The following is a 13,781-nucleotide window of genomic DNA, read 5'->3' as shown; positions in this document are numbered from 1 at the left end:
GGCGGAGCGGCCGGATTCGAACCGGCGTCCTCGCGATTTTGGAGACCGCGCGCGTCGACCTCTGCGCTACGCCCCGCCTAGTCGCGAGATCCTAGCCACCCGCCACCGGGCTCCGCCCTGCCGGTGGCCGACATCTTCGCCCCCTTCGGGGTCGTCTTCTTGGCCACGGTGCCACGCTCTTCCTCGCCTTCCGGCACTCTCAGCAACCGCTCCGGATGCGACACCCGCCGACCCCTCATAGCGTGGCAGCACTCCCCCAGCCCCACCACACTAGGAGCAGTCATGGGCGACAACAGCGCCATGGACAAGGCCAAGGGCAAAGCCAAGGAGATGACCGGCAAGGTCACCGGCAACGACAGGCTGAAGGCCGAAGGACAGGCCGACCAGGCGCGCGGCAAGGCCAAGGAGGCCGTGGAGAACGTCCGCGACAAGGCCGAAGGCGTTCGCGACTCCCTGCGCAACGACGACCAGTAGGCGGTCGCGCACGTGTGCCCTCCCCCTGCCGGCAGGGGGAGGGCACACGCATGATCACGGCGCGAGATGGACAGAACGGACTTTCAACCCACGCCTAGAGCCTGTCCTCCGCAGGCGACTCCCCACGGCCGAGCGTCAGCGACCAGCGCGCCCCCGAGGGCGCCCGCACCACGGCGTTGCCGGCCTTCTCGGCGCCCGTGACGCCGAGACGGTTGTACGTGGTGGCGTCGTCGCCGGCCCCGCACTTCTGCTTCAGCCGGGCGTGGAGGGGGCGCAGCGACACCGTGATCTCCCCCGTGCCCCGGCACCGTACGGCGACGATCAGGTCCTGCCCCTCCGCCCCGGCACGGAACGGTACGACGCGCTCGCCGCTCGTCTCGCGCTGCCGGCCGGCGAGGGTCTCGGACGGGTCCAGCGGGAGCACGGGGTCGACCGGCGCCGCTTCCCTCGTCGGAGCCGGCGCCGTTTCTCTCGCGGGAGCGGCGGCCGCCGGGCGTTCGGGGGCGGCGCGGGTCAGCGCCGGCTCGGCCGAGCACGCCGCGGCGAGCGGCACCAGGGCCGCCGCCCACAGGATCGCCTTCATCGGCCTCATGGCCCTCATGGCCTTCGTGGTGCGCATCAGGGTCCCCCGTCGTCGTCGCGAGCCCTGATCATGTGCTGCCGGGAGGCGGCGGACAAGCGGTCCGGGCAAACCCTGAGGGGAACCTGAGATTCACCAGGCCACCGCCCCCTGCGCGTCGAAGAACCGCCCCGTCGGCCCCTCCGGACCGATCTGTGCCATGCGGACGATGATCTCGGAGCCCTCGGTGACCGTCTGGGTGCCCTGGTTGCCGTTGAGGTCCGTCTTGGTGAAGCCGGGTTCCACGGAGTTGATGCGGATCTCCGGGAACGCCTTCGCGTACTGGACGGTGAGCATGTTGACCGCCGTCTTGGAGGCCGGGTACGCGATGCCGGGGTAGAACGCCCCGGGGCTCGACGGGTCGGACATGCCGGTCAGCGACGCGAGGCCGCTGCTGACGTTCACGATCACGGGCGCGGCGGAGCGGCGCAGCAGGGGCAGGAAGGCGTGGGTGACGCGGAGCGTGCCGAAGACGTTCGTCTCGAAGAGCGGGCGCAGCGTGTCGACGGTCTCGTCGGCGGCGGCGACGATCCCGTTGTCGGCGGTGCGGCCCTCGATGCCCGCGTTGTTGATCAGTACGTCGAGGCCGCCGTCGGCCTCGATCCGCCGGGCCGCGGCGGCGACCGACGCGTCGTCCGTGACGTCGATGACGACGTGCCGGGCGCCGAGTTCCGCGGCGGCGGCGCGCCCGCGCCCGGGGTCGCGGGCCCCGACGTAGACGGTGTGTCCGGCGTCGATGAGCCGGCGGGCGGTTTCGCGGCCGAGGCCCTTGTTGGCCCCGGTGACAAGTGTCGTGGTCATGGATCCAGCGTCGGCCGCGAGGCCGGTCGCAGCCAGGCGTCCCGTCTTCCTGGGACTGCCGGTACCAGGAAGATCCGTGGAAGATCCGCGGCGGCCGGTGCACAGTGGACGGCATGGCGAGTGTGGAGTCCGGTTCCTTCGGTGCGGCGGTACGGCGATGGCGGGACCGCCTCTCACCGGAGTCGGCCGGGCTGACCCCGGCCGGGCAGCGGCGCGCCGCCGGCCTGCGCCGTGAGGAGCTGGCGCTGCTCGCGGGCATCTCCGCGGACTATGTGACCCGCCTCGAACAGGGCCGCGCCGACCACCCCTCGCACCAGGTCGTGGAGGCGCTCGCCCGCGCCCTGCGCCTGTCCGCCGCCGAGCGCGAGCACCTCTTCCGCCTCGCGGGCCTGGTGCCGCCGGGCCCGGACACGGTGCCCACCGTGATCCCCCCGAGCGTGCACCGCCTCCTGGACCGTCTGGCCGGCACCCCGGTCGCCGTGTTCGACGCGGCCTGGACCCTGCTGCTCGCGAACCCGCTGTACACGGCGCTGATGGGCGAGCGCCCGCAGTGGCCGGGCCACGGCCGCAACGGCGTGTGGTGGACGTTCGTCGGCCCCGGGAGCCGGGTGCGGCAGAGCCCGCGGGAGCGCCGCGCGATGGAGACGGCGCTCGTCTCCGACCTGCGCACGACGGCGGCCCGCTACCCGGACGACCCGCGGCTGCACGCCCTCATCGCCGAACTGTGCGCGGACAGCGCCCGGTTCGCCGGCCTGTGGGACTCGGGGGCGGTCGGCCGGCACCGGGCTGCCCGCAAGACGATCGACCACCCGCAGGCGGGACCGCTCACCCTCGACTGCGACATCCTCGGCGTCGCCGGCGCCGATCTGCGCGTCATGGTCTACACGGCCGAGCCGGGCACGCCCGACGCGGACCGCCTCGACCTGCTGGCCCGCTCGGCGGTCCCGGCGCTCACCTCGGCCCCCTGAGCCCCAACTCCCTTACGCGGACGATCACTTGACGCGGTCGTCCGCTCGCTCAGGGTTCCCATCCGGCCGCGCCGCCCGTAGCCTTGCCGCATGCCGCCCCTCACGCCTGGTTCCGTGCGGTCTGCCGAGGAAGTGAACGAGCAGATCCGCGGCCTCTGGCTGCGCGCGGGCGGCCGCCTGACGAGCGAGCAGCGCGCCGAGTACGACCGCCTGGTGACGGAGTGGGCGGCGGCCGTGCGCGCCGAGATCGTCAAAGCCGCCTGACCCCGGCGGGCCCGCCCGCTCAGCGTCCGCCCGCCACCCGCAGCACCGTCCCCGTCGTGTACGCCGCGTCCGGCGACAGCAGCCAGGCGATCGCCCCCGCGACCTCGTCCGCCGTGCCGGGGCGGCGCAGCGGAATGCCGGGGGCCGACTGCGCGGCCCGGTCCGGGGCGCCGCTCGCGGCGTGGATCTCGGTGTCGATGATGCCCGGGGCGACCGCGTTGACCCGTACGCCCACCGGCCCGAGCTCCTTGGCGAGGCCGATGGTGAGTGTGTCGACGGCGGCCTTGGACGCGGCGTAGTGGACGTAGTCGCCGGGGCTGCCGAGGGTGGCGGCCGCCGAGGAGACGTTCACGATGGCGCCCGCGCCGGCGGCGCCCATGTCGCGGGCGGCGCGGCGGCAACAGAGCAGTACGCCATAGACGTTGACGTCGACGACGCGTCGCAGGTCCTCGGTGCGCGCCTCGGCGAGCGGGCCGATCGGAGCGGTGACCCCGGCGTTGTTCACCAGGCCGGTGACCGGCCCGAGCCGCCCGACCGCCTCGTCGAACAGCCGCTCCACGTCGGCCTCTTGGGACGTGTCGGCGCGGACGACGGCGCAGCGGGCGCCCGCGGCGCTCACCGCCCGGGCCGTCCGCGCGGCCGCGTCCTCGTCATGGACGTAGGACAGGACGATGTCGTGACCGTGGCGCGCCAGACGCAGCGCCGTCGCGGCGCCGATGCCTCGGCTGCCGCCGGTGACGAGGGTGATGGGGCGGGTCAAGAGTCCTCCTGGACGGTGATCAGGTCGCGCGGGGCGCACCGTACCAGCGCCACTTGCCGACCCTTTCACGGCCCGGGAGTTCACCCCGCCCCGTTGCCCACAGCAGGGTCGGCCACGGTTCGGATCCGGCCGGGGCGTCGGGGAAGAGGCGGTGCAGCGCGCGGGCGCACAGGCCGGCCGGAGCCTCGAACTCGACACCGAGGCCCTGCGCCATGTCGTGGGCGTGCAGGAGGGTTTCGACGACGCCCATCGCGGCGAACCCCTCGGGGTCGCTGACCCCGAAGACGTGGTAGCCGCGGGCCGTCGACGGCGTCGAGCGGACGACGGCGACGAGCAGCCCGCCGCACGCCTCGAGCACTTCGAGGAGTCCTGCGGGGCCGAACTCGCGGTCGGCCGTGATGGTGTTCGCGGGCCCTTCGGGGCGCCGCTTGGCCCAGCCGTACGGTTCGTGGGACTGCGTCGAGGGGTGCAGCGAGCCGATCCGGCCCGCGTACGAGAAGAGGTCGTCGGCGAGGTGTTCTCCCGTCTCCCAACAGGTCCATTCCAGCGGGCCCGCCGGTACGTCCCAGTCCGCGTCGAGCGCCGGTCGCAGCGCGGTCACGGTGAGCTCGACGGCGTGCGCGACGTCGTCGGCGGTGACGGGGCCCGGGTCTGCGACCTCGGAGGTGTTCGATTCTGCTGACATGGGGCGACCGTAGCAGCGGTCCCGCCGGCCGCCCCGGGGATTTTCCGCGGGTCCCGCTCAGCCCTTGCCCTGGCGTGCCTTGCGGGCGATCCGGCGCTTCTGACGCCCCGTCAATCCTTTCCGTCCCGTCTGCTTCAGGTACGCGGCCTTGCGATCCTCGTTCTTCACCAACTACCTCACCATCAGGACGAGTTGACCCGTACGCGAACAGCCGGATGGTACCGGCGCGCAGCCGGGTCGCGCACGAGTCTTGGCTGTGGACGGCCGGGCCCCGAGACTGATCCGATGACGCAGCGTGTGGAACTCGCGACCGTCCTCGACCGGCTCGCCGTCGACGATCTGGTGACCGACTACGCCGCGGCCGTGGACGACGGCGACTGGGCGGCCTATCGCACCCTGTTCGCCCCGGACGGCCGCGCCGACTACCGCTCGGCGGGCGGGGTGGAGGGCAGCGCCGAGGAGATCGCCCGGTGGCTGGCGTCGACGATGGAGCTGTTCCCGATGCGGCAGCACCTGATCGTGAACCGCCGGGTGTGCTTCGACAGCGTGGACCGGGAGATCGGCGACACCGCGCGCGTGCGGGCCGACTACATCAATCCGATGCGGTTCACGGGGGACGCCTCCTCGGCCGCGCCCGACTTCGTGTGCGGCGGCAGGTACGCGTTCCTGTTCGTCCGGACGCACGGGGGCTGGCGGCTGCGCGGGGTGACCGTCCGCGAGAAGTGGCGCCGGATGCCGCAGCGGGCCGCCGCGGACGCGTGAACCGCCCCCTCACCTCGCGTGGTGCCCACTGTCGTTGATCGCTGACGGCGCGCACACTGAAGGGGCACGTGAGTGTCGTACGACTCGGGAGGCGCGGCCCATGGAGCGAGCACGGCAGCGGCTGGACGCGTCGCCTTGGTGGCGCGGAGCGGCAGCGGTCGGGGCGGGCGCGCTGCCCGCGCTCGCGTTCCCGGCGCCGTCGCTGTGGTGGTTCGCGTACGTCGCGCTGGTGCCCTGGATGCTGCTCGCGCGGTCCGCGGGGACGCCGCGCCGCGCGGCGCTCGACGGCTGGCTCGGCGGGCTCGGCTTCATGCTCGCCGTGCACCACTGGCTGCTGCCGAGCCTGCATGTGTTCACGGTGGTCATCGCGGCGCTGCTCGGCGCGCTGTGGGCGCCGTGGGGATGGCTGCTGCGCCGGCTGCTGCACGGTGTGCCGACGGCGGGTCAGGCGGCGGCCGCGCTGGTCGCGGTGCCGTCCGCCTGGCTGATGGTCGAACTGGTCAGGTCCTGGCAGGGGTTGGGCGGCCCGTGGGGGATGCTCGGCTCCAGCCAGTGGCAGGTGACGCCGGCACTGCGGCTCGCCTCGGTGGGCGGTGTCTGGCTGGTGAGCCTGCTGGTGGTGGCCGTGAACACCGCCGTCACGGTGTTCGTGGTCGCGCGCGACGCCCGTACGCCCGCCGTGGCCGGACTCGTCGCGACGCTCGCGGCGACCGGTGTCGCGTGGGCCTGGGCGCCGCGGCCGCAGGTCGACGGGCAGGTGGCGATCGCCGTGGTCCAGCCGGGCGTCGTCGACGGCCCCGGCAGCCCGGACCGGCGCTTCGCGCGCGAGGAGACCCTGACGCGCCGACTGGCCGGGCGCGACGTCGACCTGGTCGTCTGGGGCGAGAGCAGTGTCGGCTCCGATCTGGACGAGCGCCCCGACCTGGCCCGCAGGATCGCGGCGCTCTCCCGCGCGGTCGGCGCGGACATCCTGGTCAACGTGGACGCCCGGCGCCCCGCGTCGGACGGCGGCGCGCAGGGCATCTACAAGAGCTCGGTCCTCATCGGCCCCCAGGGACCGACCGGCGAGCACTACGACAAGATGCGCCTCGTCCCGTTCGGCGAGTACGTCCCCGCGCGTTCCCTGCTCGGCTGGGCGACCTCCGTCGGCAAGGCGGCGGGCGAGGACCGGATGCGCGGCACCCGGCAGATCGTCATGGACGCCCGGCACGACGGCCAGGACCTGCGGGTCGGCCCGCTGGTGTGCTTCGAGTCGGCGTTCCCCGACATGACGCGGAAGCTGACGAAGGACGGGGCCCGCGTGCTGCTCGCCCAGTCGTCGACGTCGACGTTCCAGCACAGTTGGGCGCCCGAGCAGCACGCCTCGCTCGCCGCGGTCCGGGCCGCGGAGACCGGCCGTCCGATGGTGCACGCGACGCTGACCGGGGTGTCCGCGGTGTACGGCCCGGACGGGTCGCGTGCCGGTTCCTGGCTGGGTACGTCGGCGAGCGCGGCCCGCGTGTACGAGGTGCCGACGGCGCACGGCACCACCCTGTACGCGCGGTTCGGCGACTGGCCGGTGCACGCAGCGGTGACGGTGCTCGCGGTCCTGGCCGCGGCGCAGGCGGCCCGCCGCCTGCGCCGCCGGGCGACGGCGTCGGACCTGCCGCCCGTCCACGCGGGGCTCTGATCAGGCGGCGGCGCGCAGCACTTCCCGTACGACCTGCTCGCACAGCTCGTGCGTGGCGAGCGCGTCGCGGGCGCCGAGCACCTTGCCCGCCCGTACGGCGTCGAGGAACGCGAGCACGACCTGCTCGATGCCGCGCTGCCGGGCGACCGGGACCCAGTCGCCGCGGCGCCGGACGGTCGGCTGGCCCTTGTGGTCGACGACGTCGGAGAGGTTCAGGACCTGCCGCTTGGAGTCCTGCCCCGACACCTCCAGGATCTCCTCGGTGGAGCCGCTGAGCCGGTTCATGACGCCGAGCGCGGTGAACCCGTCCCCGGCGAGCTGGAGCACCACGTGGTGCAGCAGTCCGTCCTCGACGCGGGCGCGCACGGTGACGTCGTCGACGGTGCCGGGCACCAGGAAGCGCAGGGTGTCGACGACGTGGATGAAGTCGTCGAGGATCATCGAGCGCGGCTCCTCGGGGAGCCCGACGCGGTTCTTCTGCATCAGGATCAGCTCGCGCGGGTGCTCGACGCACTGCGCGTACCCGGGCGCGAAGCGCCGGTTGAAGCCGACGGCCAGGCTCACCCCGCGCTCCTCGGCGAGCCGCACGAGCCGCTCGGAGTCGGCCAGTTCGTAGGCGAGCGGCTTGTCCACGTACGTGGCCACGCCGGCTTCGATCAGCCGCGTCACGATCTCCGGGTGCACCGAGGTCGGCGCGTGCACGAAGGCCGCGTCCAGACCCTGGGCAAGGAGCGCATCCAGGTCGGTGTGGCGCTGCGCGGCCGGCAGGTGCAGCTGGTCGGCGACGCGGGTGAGGGTCGCGGGCGTGCGCGTCTGCACATGCAGCTCCACGTCCGCCTGCGTGGTGAGCACGGGCAGGTACGCCTTCTGCGCGATGTCCCCGAGTCCGATGCAGCCGACTTTCACGTTCCCGTACTCCTCATGTCGCGGTGCCCCCGTTGCGTCTGGGCAGCATACGGCGGGGCTATGACATCCCGCCGCGCGCAGCCTGGGCCGCGGTGTACGGCCGGTCCTGCGGCGGCCGCCAGTCGGCGATGCCGTCCATGCCGCGCAGCATCAGCGCGGGACCGAGGAGTCCGGCAGCGCGGATCGCGGCGTTGCGCACGGCGATGGCGGGCCGGTTCCGCGTCATGTTGAGGCGGCTGAGGGACAGTGCCTTGCGGGCGATCATCGTCGTACGGGGCTGACGCGCGCGGGTATAGCCGGCGAGGTCGAGCGGGGCGTCGGGCGCGGCGTGGTGGGCGAGGACCACCGCGTCCTCGATGGCCTGATTGCCGCCCTGGCCGAGCGTCGGCGCCATGGCGTGCGCGGCGTCGCCGAGGAGGGCGACGCGGCCGCGGTGGAAGGCGGGCAGCGGCCGCGCGATGTGGTGGACGTCGTGGCGCAGCACCCGGCCGGGCTCGGCCGCGTCGAGGATCGCGGGGATCGGGTCGTGCCAACTCCCGTACCGGCGCAGCAGTTCCGCCTTCTCGTCGCCGCCGGGGGCGCTGCCGCCCTCGGGGGTCATGGCCGCCGCGTACGCGTACACGGTGCCGTCGGCGAAGGGGTGCGTGCCCCAGATCTGCCCGCGCCCCCACGTCTCGTGCTGGACGAAGGGGCGGTCGAGCGCCGGGACGAGGACGCGCCAGGTGGTGAACCCGGAGTAGGCGGTGCCGGGGTGCTCCGGGAACAGGGCGCCGCGCACGGCCGAGTGGATGCCGTCGGCGCCGACGACGAGCTCGGCCTCCAGGTCGCCCTCCGGGGTGCTGACCCGGGCGGGGCGTGCCCGGCCTGACAGGTCGCCGGGGTCGCCGGGGTCGGCCAGGCGGGCGTCGGAGGCGGTGCGCACGATGCCGTCGGGCAGCCGGGCCGCCAGCTTGTCGATCAGTGTCGCGCGGTGCAGCAGGACGAGTGAGCCGCCGAACCGCTCCGTGGCGAGGCCCGGGTCGGCGCGCGAGACCCATCTGCCCGCCGGGGTGAGCAGGCCGCCGTCGCCCTCCCATGCGGCGAGGGCGCGGATCTCGTCCCCGAGCCCGACGATGTCGAGCGCCCGCTGGGAGTTGGGCGCCAGGGCGATGCCCGCGCCGACCGGCTTCAGCTCGCGCGCCCGCTCCAGGACGGTGACCTGCCAGCCGCGCAGATGCAGCGCGAGGGCCGCGGTCAGTCCGCCGATCCCGCCTCCGACGACGACGGCCCTGGGTTCGTTCGTACGCATGACGCCTCCCGAGATGTGGCACGCCTGGGTCACTGTGAGCCGCTCACCGCACCGTGCTCACTACACCTGTAGTGACCTCTCGCCGTGACCGTACTACAGCTGTAGTTCCACCGACAAGGGCTTCCACTACACCCGTAGTCCGCCCGCTACATTGACCCCATGCCCGCACCCGAATCCGCACCTGAATCCGCACCCGGCCCCCACCCCGCCGCCGGACAGCCCTCCCGCGCCGACCGCATCGCCGACGCCGCGCTCGTGCTGCTCGCGGAGCGCGGCATGCGCGGGCTGACGCACCGCGCGGTCGACGAGGTCGCCCATCTGCCGCAGGGCTCCACGTCGAACTACGCGCGCACCCGGCTCGCCCTCCTCGAAGTGGCGGTGCGGCGGCTCGCGGTGCGCGAGGGTCAGGTGCTGTCGGTCGACGAGCTGCCCACCGCGGACGGCGGCCTCGCGGCGCTGGTCGACGGGCTCGCGCTCGCCCTGCACCGCTACCTCACGACGCTTCCCCAACTGCTCGTCTGCCGCTACGAGTTGGCCCTTGAGGCGACCCGGCGTCCCGAGCTGCGCGCGTTCTTCGACGACGCGGGCCGCCAGTTCCGGCAGCCGCTGACGGCCCTGCTGCGGGCGGCGGGCTCCCCCGACCCCGAACGGCACACGCTGTCCTTGGTCGCGTGGACGGAAGGGATCATGTTCTCGTGCGTCGCAGGCTCGTTCCACGCGGCCGTCCCGGGCCTCGCCGAGCTGCGGGAGGGCTACGGGGAACTACTCCGCGGCATGCTCGACGAGCCCGCGAAGTGACCCGCGGCGCACCCGTCCCGCACCGCGCCCTCACCCGTGCGGGGCAACCTCCCGCACTACGGTTCCCCGCCGCGGCCGCGTACAGGAGAGTTGCCCGGTGCTCAGAAAGTCCAGCCCGGCCACGATCCTGCTGACCGCCGCGGCCGCCGCCGTCACCGCCGCCACCGCGTCCGGATGCGTCAGTGTCCGCACGCCGACCGCCCCGGGCCCGCCGACGCCGTCCGTGACCGCGCCGCAGCCCCGCCCCGACGGCCACGCCGACCGTCCGCTCGTCCAGGAACCCGCCCGCGAGGCGATGGAGCGGCAGGGCCCGCGCCCGCACCGGCCGTCCGCACCGCGCGCCGCGACACCGGCCGCGCCCGACCACAAGGCGCCGCCACCCCGCCGTACGCCACCGAGGCCCGCCCCGAAACCGGCCGCGCCCAAGGCCGAGCGGAGCACCGCGCCCGCGGCCCCCGAAGCCCCTGGTCAGACCGACATCTGCGCGCTCGGCCGGCAGTACGGCGGCTGGGACCCCGACAGCCCGCAGTCCGTCATCTGCCGGGACGCGTACGGGAGTTGACGGCCCGCTAGGCCCCTACCATCCGGGCCCTACCACCCCGGCCCCACCACCCAGCCCCCACCGCACGGCCGTCCCCGCACAGCTCCCCACCGCACAGCCCCTACGTCACGAACCGCCGCGGGGCGGCCCCAGCGGTTCCCCGCCGGGGCGGCCCCCGTCGGCGTCCTCGAAGTCCTCGCCCGCCCTGCCGGGCAGTTCGGCGACCCGCTGCTCCAGGCGGGTCAGCGCGGCCCGCACCCCCGCCGCGTAATCGCTGGTCCCGGAGTCCCCCAGCGCGTCCACCACGGCCCACGCCCGCTGCAAGTGGGTGCGGGCCGCGTCCGGACGGTCGAGCTTCACATAGTCCGCCGCCAGATTGAGGTGCAGCGACGGGTAGAGGGCCCGCAGGGCCAGGGACTGCTCGTGGGCCGCGAGGCGCTCCTCGGTGAGCCCGTCGGCGGCGGACAGGGCGCGCAGGTCCCAGGCCAGCTCGTCCGACGGGTCGTCCTGCGTGTCCGCCATGTAGTGCGCGAGCGTGCAGCGGTGCAGGGGGTCGCCGTCCTCACCGATCTCCGCCCACAGGCCGAGGAAGCGGTCGCGCGCCTCCTCGCGGTCACCGGCGTGCGCCAGCATGACCACCTGCCCGATGCGGCTCATCACGGCGTCGTCCGCCACCTGCTCACGCTGTTCTGCCACTGGCTCCTCCAAGCACTGTTGCCGAGCCTCCGACGCTAACCGCAGCCACCGGCAATCCCGCTCAGGCGCGGCAGGCCCCGCGCTCAGCCCAGGTTCGGGATGGCCCAGTCGATCGGCTCGTGGCCCTGCGCCGCGACCGCCTCGTTGATCTGCGTGAACGGCTGGGAGCCGAAGAACTTCTTCGCGGACAGCGGCGAGGGGTGCGCGCCCTTGACGACGACGTGCCGCTCGGTGTCGATGAGCGGGAGCTTCTTCTGCGCGTAGTTGCCCCACAGTACGAAGACCGCCGGGTCGGGGCGGTCCGCGACCGCGCGGATCACGGCGTCCGTGAACTTCTCCCAGCCCTTGCCCTTGTGGGAGTTGGCCTCGGAGGCGCGGACCGTCAGGACCGCGTTGAGCAGCAGTACGCCCTGCTCGGCCCACGGCATCAGATAGCCGTTGTCCGGGATCGGGGTGCCGAGCTCGGCCTGCATCTCCTTGTAGATGTTGCGCAGCGAGGGCGGCGTCTTCACGCCGGGCCGCACCGAGAAGCACAGCCCGTGCCCCTGGCCCTCGCCGTGGTACGGGTCCTGCCCGAGGACGAGGACCTTGACCCGGTCGTACGGCGTCGCCTCGAGCGCGGCGAAGACCTCGTCGCGCGGCGGATACACGGGGCCCTTGGCGCGCTCCTCCTCGACGAACTCGGTGAGCTCCTTGAAGTAGGGCTTCTGGAGTTCCTCGCCGAGGACGCCGCGCCAGGACTCGGGCAGCATCGCGGTGTCGGTCACGTCAACAACCTCCGGGGTACGGGCACTTTCGAACACCCCAGAACCTACCGGCGCCCACTGACAACGCGGCCCCGGACCGCACCGCGCGCGGACGTCACCAGCTCGTCTTGCGGTGCAGCTCCCACATCATCATGATCGTCGACGGGTCGAGGGCCCGCTCGCCGCCGGAGATCTCCTCGCTGGCCGCGATGTACTGCTTGCCCTGCCACAGCGGCAGCAGCCGCACGTCGTCGGCCATGATCTGCTGCGCCCGCTCGAACTGCCGGACCACGGCGCCCCGGTCGCTCTCGCGGCGCGACTGCGGGAGCAGTTCGTCGGTGATCTCCGGGGAGAGGTACGGGGTGTTCAGCGCGTTCTTCTCGCCCACGAACGGCGCGATGAAGTTGTCGGCGTCGGGGAAGTCGGGGAACCAGCCGCGGCCGAACACCGGGTACTCGCCGTCCTTGTACCCCTGCTCGTACGTGTTCCAGGGCCGGCTCTTGAGCTGCACCGTGAACAGCTTCGACGCCTCCAACTGCCGCTTGAGCTCGGCGAATTCGGGCGCGGTCGCCGAGCCGTAGCGGTCCGTGGTGTACCAGAGGGTGAGCGGGACCGGAGCCGTGATCCCCGCCTTGGAGAGGATCTCCGCCGCCTTGGCCGGGCTCGGGTCCCCGAAGTCGTCGAAGAAGTCGGTGGTGTGGCCCGCCAGGCCCTTCGGGACCATCGAGTACAGGGGTTCGACGGTGTCCTGGTAGATCTTGTGCGCGACGGCGCCGCGGTCGACGACCTGCGCGATCGCCCGGCGCACCGCGCGCTTGCCGACCCAGCGGTCGTCCGGGTTGAAGACCAGGTAGCTGATCTCCATGCCGGCGCCCTCGACGAGCTGCACGCCCTCGATGCCGTCCGCGCCCTGGAGGTGGACGACGTCCGAGGCCGCGAGACCGCGGAAGGTCGCGTCGATCTCCTTGGCCTTCAGGGCGTCGACCATCGCGCCGGAGTCCTTGAAGTAGCGGATCGTCACGGCGCTGTTCTTGCGGTCGGCGAAGCCCTTGTAGTGCGCGTTGCCGACGAGTTCGGCCTTCTCGCCGGCCCGGTAGGAGCGCAGCGCGTAGGGGCCCGAGCCGGACACCTCGTCGCCCTTGCGCAGCGACGTGGCGGGGTACTCGTCGGGGTCGACGATCGACATCGCCGGGGTGGCGAGGACGAAGGGGAAGGTCGCGTCCGGCTTCTTCAGGTGAAACGTCACGTCTCGATCGCCGTCGGTCTCCACCCGGTCGAGGCTGCCGAGCAGCCCTTCGGGGCCGCCCTTCACGCCGATCGCGCGGATCCGGTCGATGGAGTACTTCACGGCCTCGGCGTCGAGGACGTCCCCGTCGGAGAACCGCATGCCCTCGCGCAGTTCACAGTGGTAGACGCGATTGGCGCCGTCCTTGAAGGCGCACGACGCGGCGTCGGCCTCCGGTTCGGCGGCGCCGGAGGGGAAGGCGACGAGGGTCTGGTACACGTTGCGGAACAACTCCCACGAGCCGTCCCAGGAGGCCGCCGGGTCGAGGGTGCTCGGGGCGCTGGTGGTGCCGACGACGATCGGTTTCCCGTCCTCGGCACCTCCCGAATCCACCAGGCCGCAGCCGGCGAGAAGGGCTATGGACGCAGTCGTCGCCACCGTACGGATCCGCGTACGGGGGGCAGGCAACCGTTTGAACACGCGCACGCTCCTCGATCGGCCTTGCCATGGGTCGGCAGACCATATCGCAGTGCCCCGCCGGATCAACTGCCTGATCCGGCGGGGCATTTGAGCTGCGGG

16 protein-coding genes and 1 tRNA gene are annotated in these 13,781 nt (G+C 73.3%); 7 read left to right on the top strand and 10 right to left on the bottom strand.

Annotation, left to right across the window (positions count from 1 at the left end; genetic code table 11):
• Position 1: 1 nt before the first annotated feature.
• Positions 2 to 76: transfer RNA gene (locus AB0L37_RS17020), tRNA-Trp, on the bottom strand.
• A 206-nt stretch (positions 77 to 282) separates the two neighbouring features.
• Between AB0L37_RS17020 and AB0L37_RS17015 the strand changes: the two genes are divergently transcribed.
• Positions 283 to 474 (top strand): CsbD family protein, encoded by a 192-nt coding sequence (locus tag AB0L37_RS17015; RefSeq protein WP_365505222.1) that lies wholly within the window; start codon positions 283 to 285, stop codon positions 472 to 474.
• 94 nt (positions 475 to 568) lie between these two features.
• Here the strand turns inward: AB0L37_RS17015 and AB0L37_RS17010 are convergent, their stop codons facing one another.
• Both AB0L37_RS17010 and AB0L37_RS17005 read right to left on the bottom strand, forming a co-directional pair.
• Positions 569 to 1,093 (bottom strand): hypothetical protein, encoded by a 525-nt coding sequence (locus tag AB0L37_RS17010; RefSeq protein ID WP_365505674.1) that lies wholly within the window; start codon positions 1,091 to 1,093, stop codon positions 569 to 571.
• A gap of 93 nt (positions 1,094 to 1,186) precedes the next feature.
• Positions 1,187 to 1,894 carry an SDR family NAD(P)-dependent oxidoreductase gene (locus tag AB0L37_RS17005; RefSeq protein WP_365505220.1) on the bottom strand — a complete coding sequence of 236 codons (708 nt, stop codon included), beginning with the start codon at positions 1,892 to 1,894 and terminating at the stop codon, positions 1,187 to 1,189.
• A 113-nt stretch (positions 1,895 to 2,007) separates the two neighbouring features.
• On the opposite strand from AB0L37_RS17005, the gene AB0L37_RS17000 reads away from it, so the two are divergent.
• Together AB0L37_RS17000 and AB0L37_RS16995 are read left to right on the top strand one after the other, a co-directional pair.
• Positions 2,008 to 2,862 carry a helix-turn-helix transcriptional regulator gene (locus AB0L37_RS17000; protein WP_365505218.1) on the top strand — a complete coding sequence of 285 codons (855 nt, stop codon included), beginning with the start codon at positions 2,008 to 2,010 and terminating at the stop codon, positions 2,860 to 2,862.
• Positions 2,863 to 2,952: 90 nt separating this feature from the next.
• Entirely contained in the window at positions 2,953 to 3,126 is a 174-nt protein-coding gene (locus tag AB0L37_RS16995; protein WP_365505216.1) for a hypothetical protein, read from the top strand.
• Positions 3,127 to 3,145: 19 nt separating this feature from the next.
• On the opposite strand, the gene AB0L37_RS16990 is transcribed toward AB0L37_RS16995, so the two are convergent.
• Positions 3,146 to 3,886 carry an SDR family oxidoreductase gene (locus AB0L37_RS16990; protein WP_365505214.1) on the bottom strand — a complete coding sequence of 247 codons (741 nt, stop codon included), beginning with the start codon at positions 3,884 to 3,886 and terminating at the stop codon, positions 3,146 to 3,148.
• Between the two features lie 19 nt (positions 3,887 to 3,905).
• On the bottom strand, positions 3,906 to 4,571 hold the full coding sequence (locus AB0L37_RS16985) for a hypothetical protein (RefSeq protein ID WP_365505212.1): 666 nt from the start codon (positions 4,569 to 4,571) through the stop codon (positions 3,906 to 3,908).
• A gap of 285 nt (positions 4,572 to 4,856) precedes the next feature.
• Here AB0L37_RS16985 and AB0L37_RS16980 point away from each other — a divergent pair, with 285 nt between their 5' ends.
• Together AB0L37_RS16980 and lnt are read left to right on the top strand one after the other, a co-directional pair.
• Positions 4,857 to 5,333, top strand: a complete 477-nt coding sequence (locus AB0L37_RS16980) for a nuclear transport factor 2 family protein (RefSeq protein WP_365505210.1) — start codon at positions 4,857 to 4,859, stop codon at positions 5,331 to 5,333.
• 100 nt (positions 5,334 to 5,433) lie between these two features.
• On the top strand, positions 5,434 to 7,002 hold the full coding sequence (gene lnt, locus AB0L37_RS16975; RefSeq protein ID WP_365505208.1) for an apolipoprotein N-acyltransferase: 1,569 nt from the start codon (positions 5,434 to 5,436) through the stop codon (positions 7,000 to 7,002).
• On the opposite strand, the gene AB0L37_RS16970 is transcribed toward lnt, so the two are convergent.
• Both AB0L37_RS16970 and AB0L37_RS16965 read right to left on the bottom strand, forming a co-directional pair.
• Positions 7,003 to 7,908: a Gfo/Idh/MocA family oxidoreductase gene (locus AB0L37_RS16970; protein ID WP_365505206.1), complete on the bottom strand. Its 906-nt coding sequence runs from the start codon at positions 7,906 to 7,908 to the stop codon at positions 7,003 to 7,005.
• Between the two features lie 58 nt (positions 7,909 to 7,966).
• Positions 7,967 to 9,196 (bottom strand): FAD-dependent monooxygenase, encoded by a 1,230-nt coding sequence (locus AB0L37_RS16965; RefSeq protein WP_365505204.1) that lies wholly within the window; start codon positions 9,194 to 9,196, stop codon positions 7,967 to 7,969.
• Between the two features lie 159 nt (positions 9,197 to 9,355).
• On the opposite strand from AB0L37_RS16965, the gene AB0L37_RS16960 reads away from it, so the two are divergent.
• Together AB0L37_RS16960 and AB0L37_RS16955 are read left to right on the top strand one after the other, a co-directional pair.
• Entirely contained in the window at positions 9,356 to 9,994 is a 639-nt protein-coding gene (locus AB0L37_RS16960) for a TetR/AcrR family transcriptional regulator (protein WP_365505202.1), read from the top strand.
• 97 nt (positions 9,995 to 10,091) lie between these two features.
• Positions 10,092 to 10,556, top strand: a complete 465-nt coding sequence (locus AB0L37_RS16955; RefSeq protein WP_365505200.1) for a hypothetical protein — start codon at positions 10,092 to 10,094, stop codon at positions 10,554 to 10,556.
• A 105-nt stretch (positions 10,557 to 10,661) separates the two neighbouring features.
• Here AB0L37_RS16955 and AB0L37_RS16950 read toward each other — a convergent pair whose 3' ends face one another.
• The 3 genes from AB0L37_RS16950 to AB0L37_RS16940 all read right to left on the bottom strand — a co-directional run bounded on the left by AB0L37_RS16950 (position 10,662) and on the right by AB0L37_RS16940 (position 13,769).
• On the bottom strand, positions 10,662 to 11,231 hold the full coding sequence (locus AB0L37_RS16950; RefSeq protein WP_365505198.1) for a hypothetical protein: 570 nt from the start codon (positions 11,229 to 11,231) through the stop codon (positions 10,662 to 10,664).
• 83 nt (positions 11,232 to 11,314) lie between these two features.
• Positions 11,315 to 11,998 carry a uracil-DNA glycosylase gene (locus AB0L37_RS16945; RefSeq protein WP_365505196.1) on the bottom strand — a complete coding sequence of 228 codons (684 nt, stop codon included), beginning with the start codon at positions 11,996 to 11,998 and terminating at the stop codon, positions 11,315 to 11,317.
• A gap of 94 nt (positions 11,999 to 12,092) precedes the next feature.
• Positions 12,093 to 13,769 carry an ABC transporter substrate-binding protein gene (locus AB0L37_RS16940; RefSeq protein ID WP_365505194.1) on the bottom strand — a complete coding sequence of 559 codons (1,677 nt, stop codon included), beginning with the start codon at positions 13,767 to 13,769 and terminating at the stop codon, positions 12,093 to 12,095.
• Positions 13,770 to 13,781: the final 12 nt, after the last annotated feature.

Origin of the sequence: Streptomyces sp. NPDC052225, from assembly GCF_040679615.1 — a bacterium.
Classification (GTDB): domain Bacteria; phylum Actinomycetota; class Actinomycetes; order Streptomycetales; family Streptomycetaceae; genus Streptomyces.
Note: the sequence above shows the minus strand (reverse complement) of the source record. Positions and strands in the feature narration are given on the sequence as shown.

Coding starts and splice junctions, on each gene's coding strand:
- AB0L37_RS17015 (WP_365505222.1), top strand. CDS start 283: ATGGGCGACAACAGCGCCATGGACAAGGCCAAGGGCAAAGCCAAGGAG.
- AB0L37_RS17010 (WP_365505674.1), bottom strand. CDS start 1,093: ATGCGCACCACGAAGGCCATGAGGGCCATGAGGCCGATGAAGGCGATC.
- AB0L37_RS17005 (WP_365505220.1), bottom strand. CDS start 1,894: ATGACCACGACACTTGTCACCGGGGCCAACAAGGGCCTCGGCCGCGAA.
- AB0L37_RS17000 (WP_365505218.1), top strand. CDS start 2,008: ATGGCGAGTGTGGAGTCCGGTTCCTTCGGTGCGGCGGTACGGCGATGG.
- AB0L37_RS16995 (WP_365505216.1), top strand. CDS start 2,953: ATGCCGCCCCTCACGCCTGGTTCCGTGCGGTCTGCCGAGGAAGTGAAC.
- AB0L37_RS16985 (WP_365505212.1), bottom strand. CDS start 4,571: ATGTCAGCAGAATCGAACACCTCCGAGGTCGCAGACCCGGGCCCCGTC.
- AB0L37_RS16980 (WP_365505210.1), top strand. CDS start 4,857: ATGACGCAGCGTGTGGAACTCGCGACCGTCCTCGACCGGCTCGCCGTC.
- lnt (WP_365505208.1), top strand. CDS start 5,434: ATGGAGCGAGCACGGCAGCGGCTGGACGCGTCGCCTTGGTGGCGCGGA.
- AB0L37_RS16965 (WP_365505204.1), bottom strand. CDS start 9,196: ATGCGTACGAACGAACCCAGGGCCGTCGTCGTCGGAGGCGGGATCGGC.
- AB0L37_RS16960 (WP_365505202.1), top strand. CDS start 9,356: ATGCCCGCACCCGAATCCGCACCTGAATCCGCACCCGGCCCCCACCCC.
- AB0L37_RS16940 (WP_365505194.1), bottom strand. CDS start 13,769: ATGCCCCGCCGGATCAGGCAGTTGATCCGGCGGGGCACTGCGATATGG.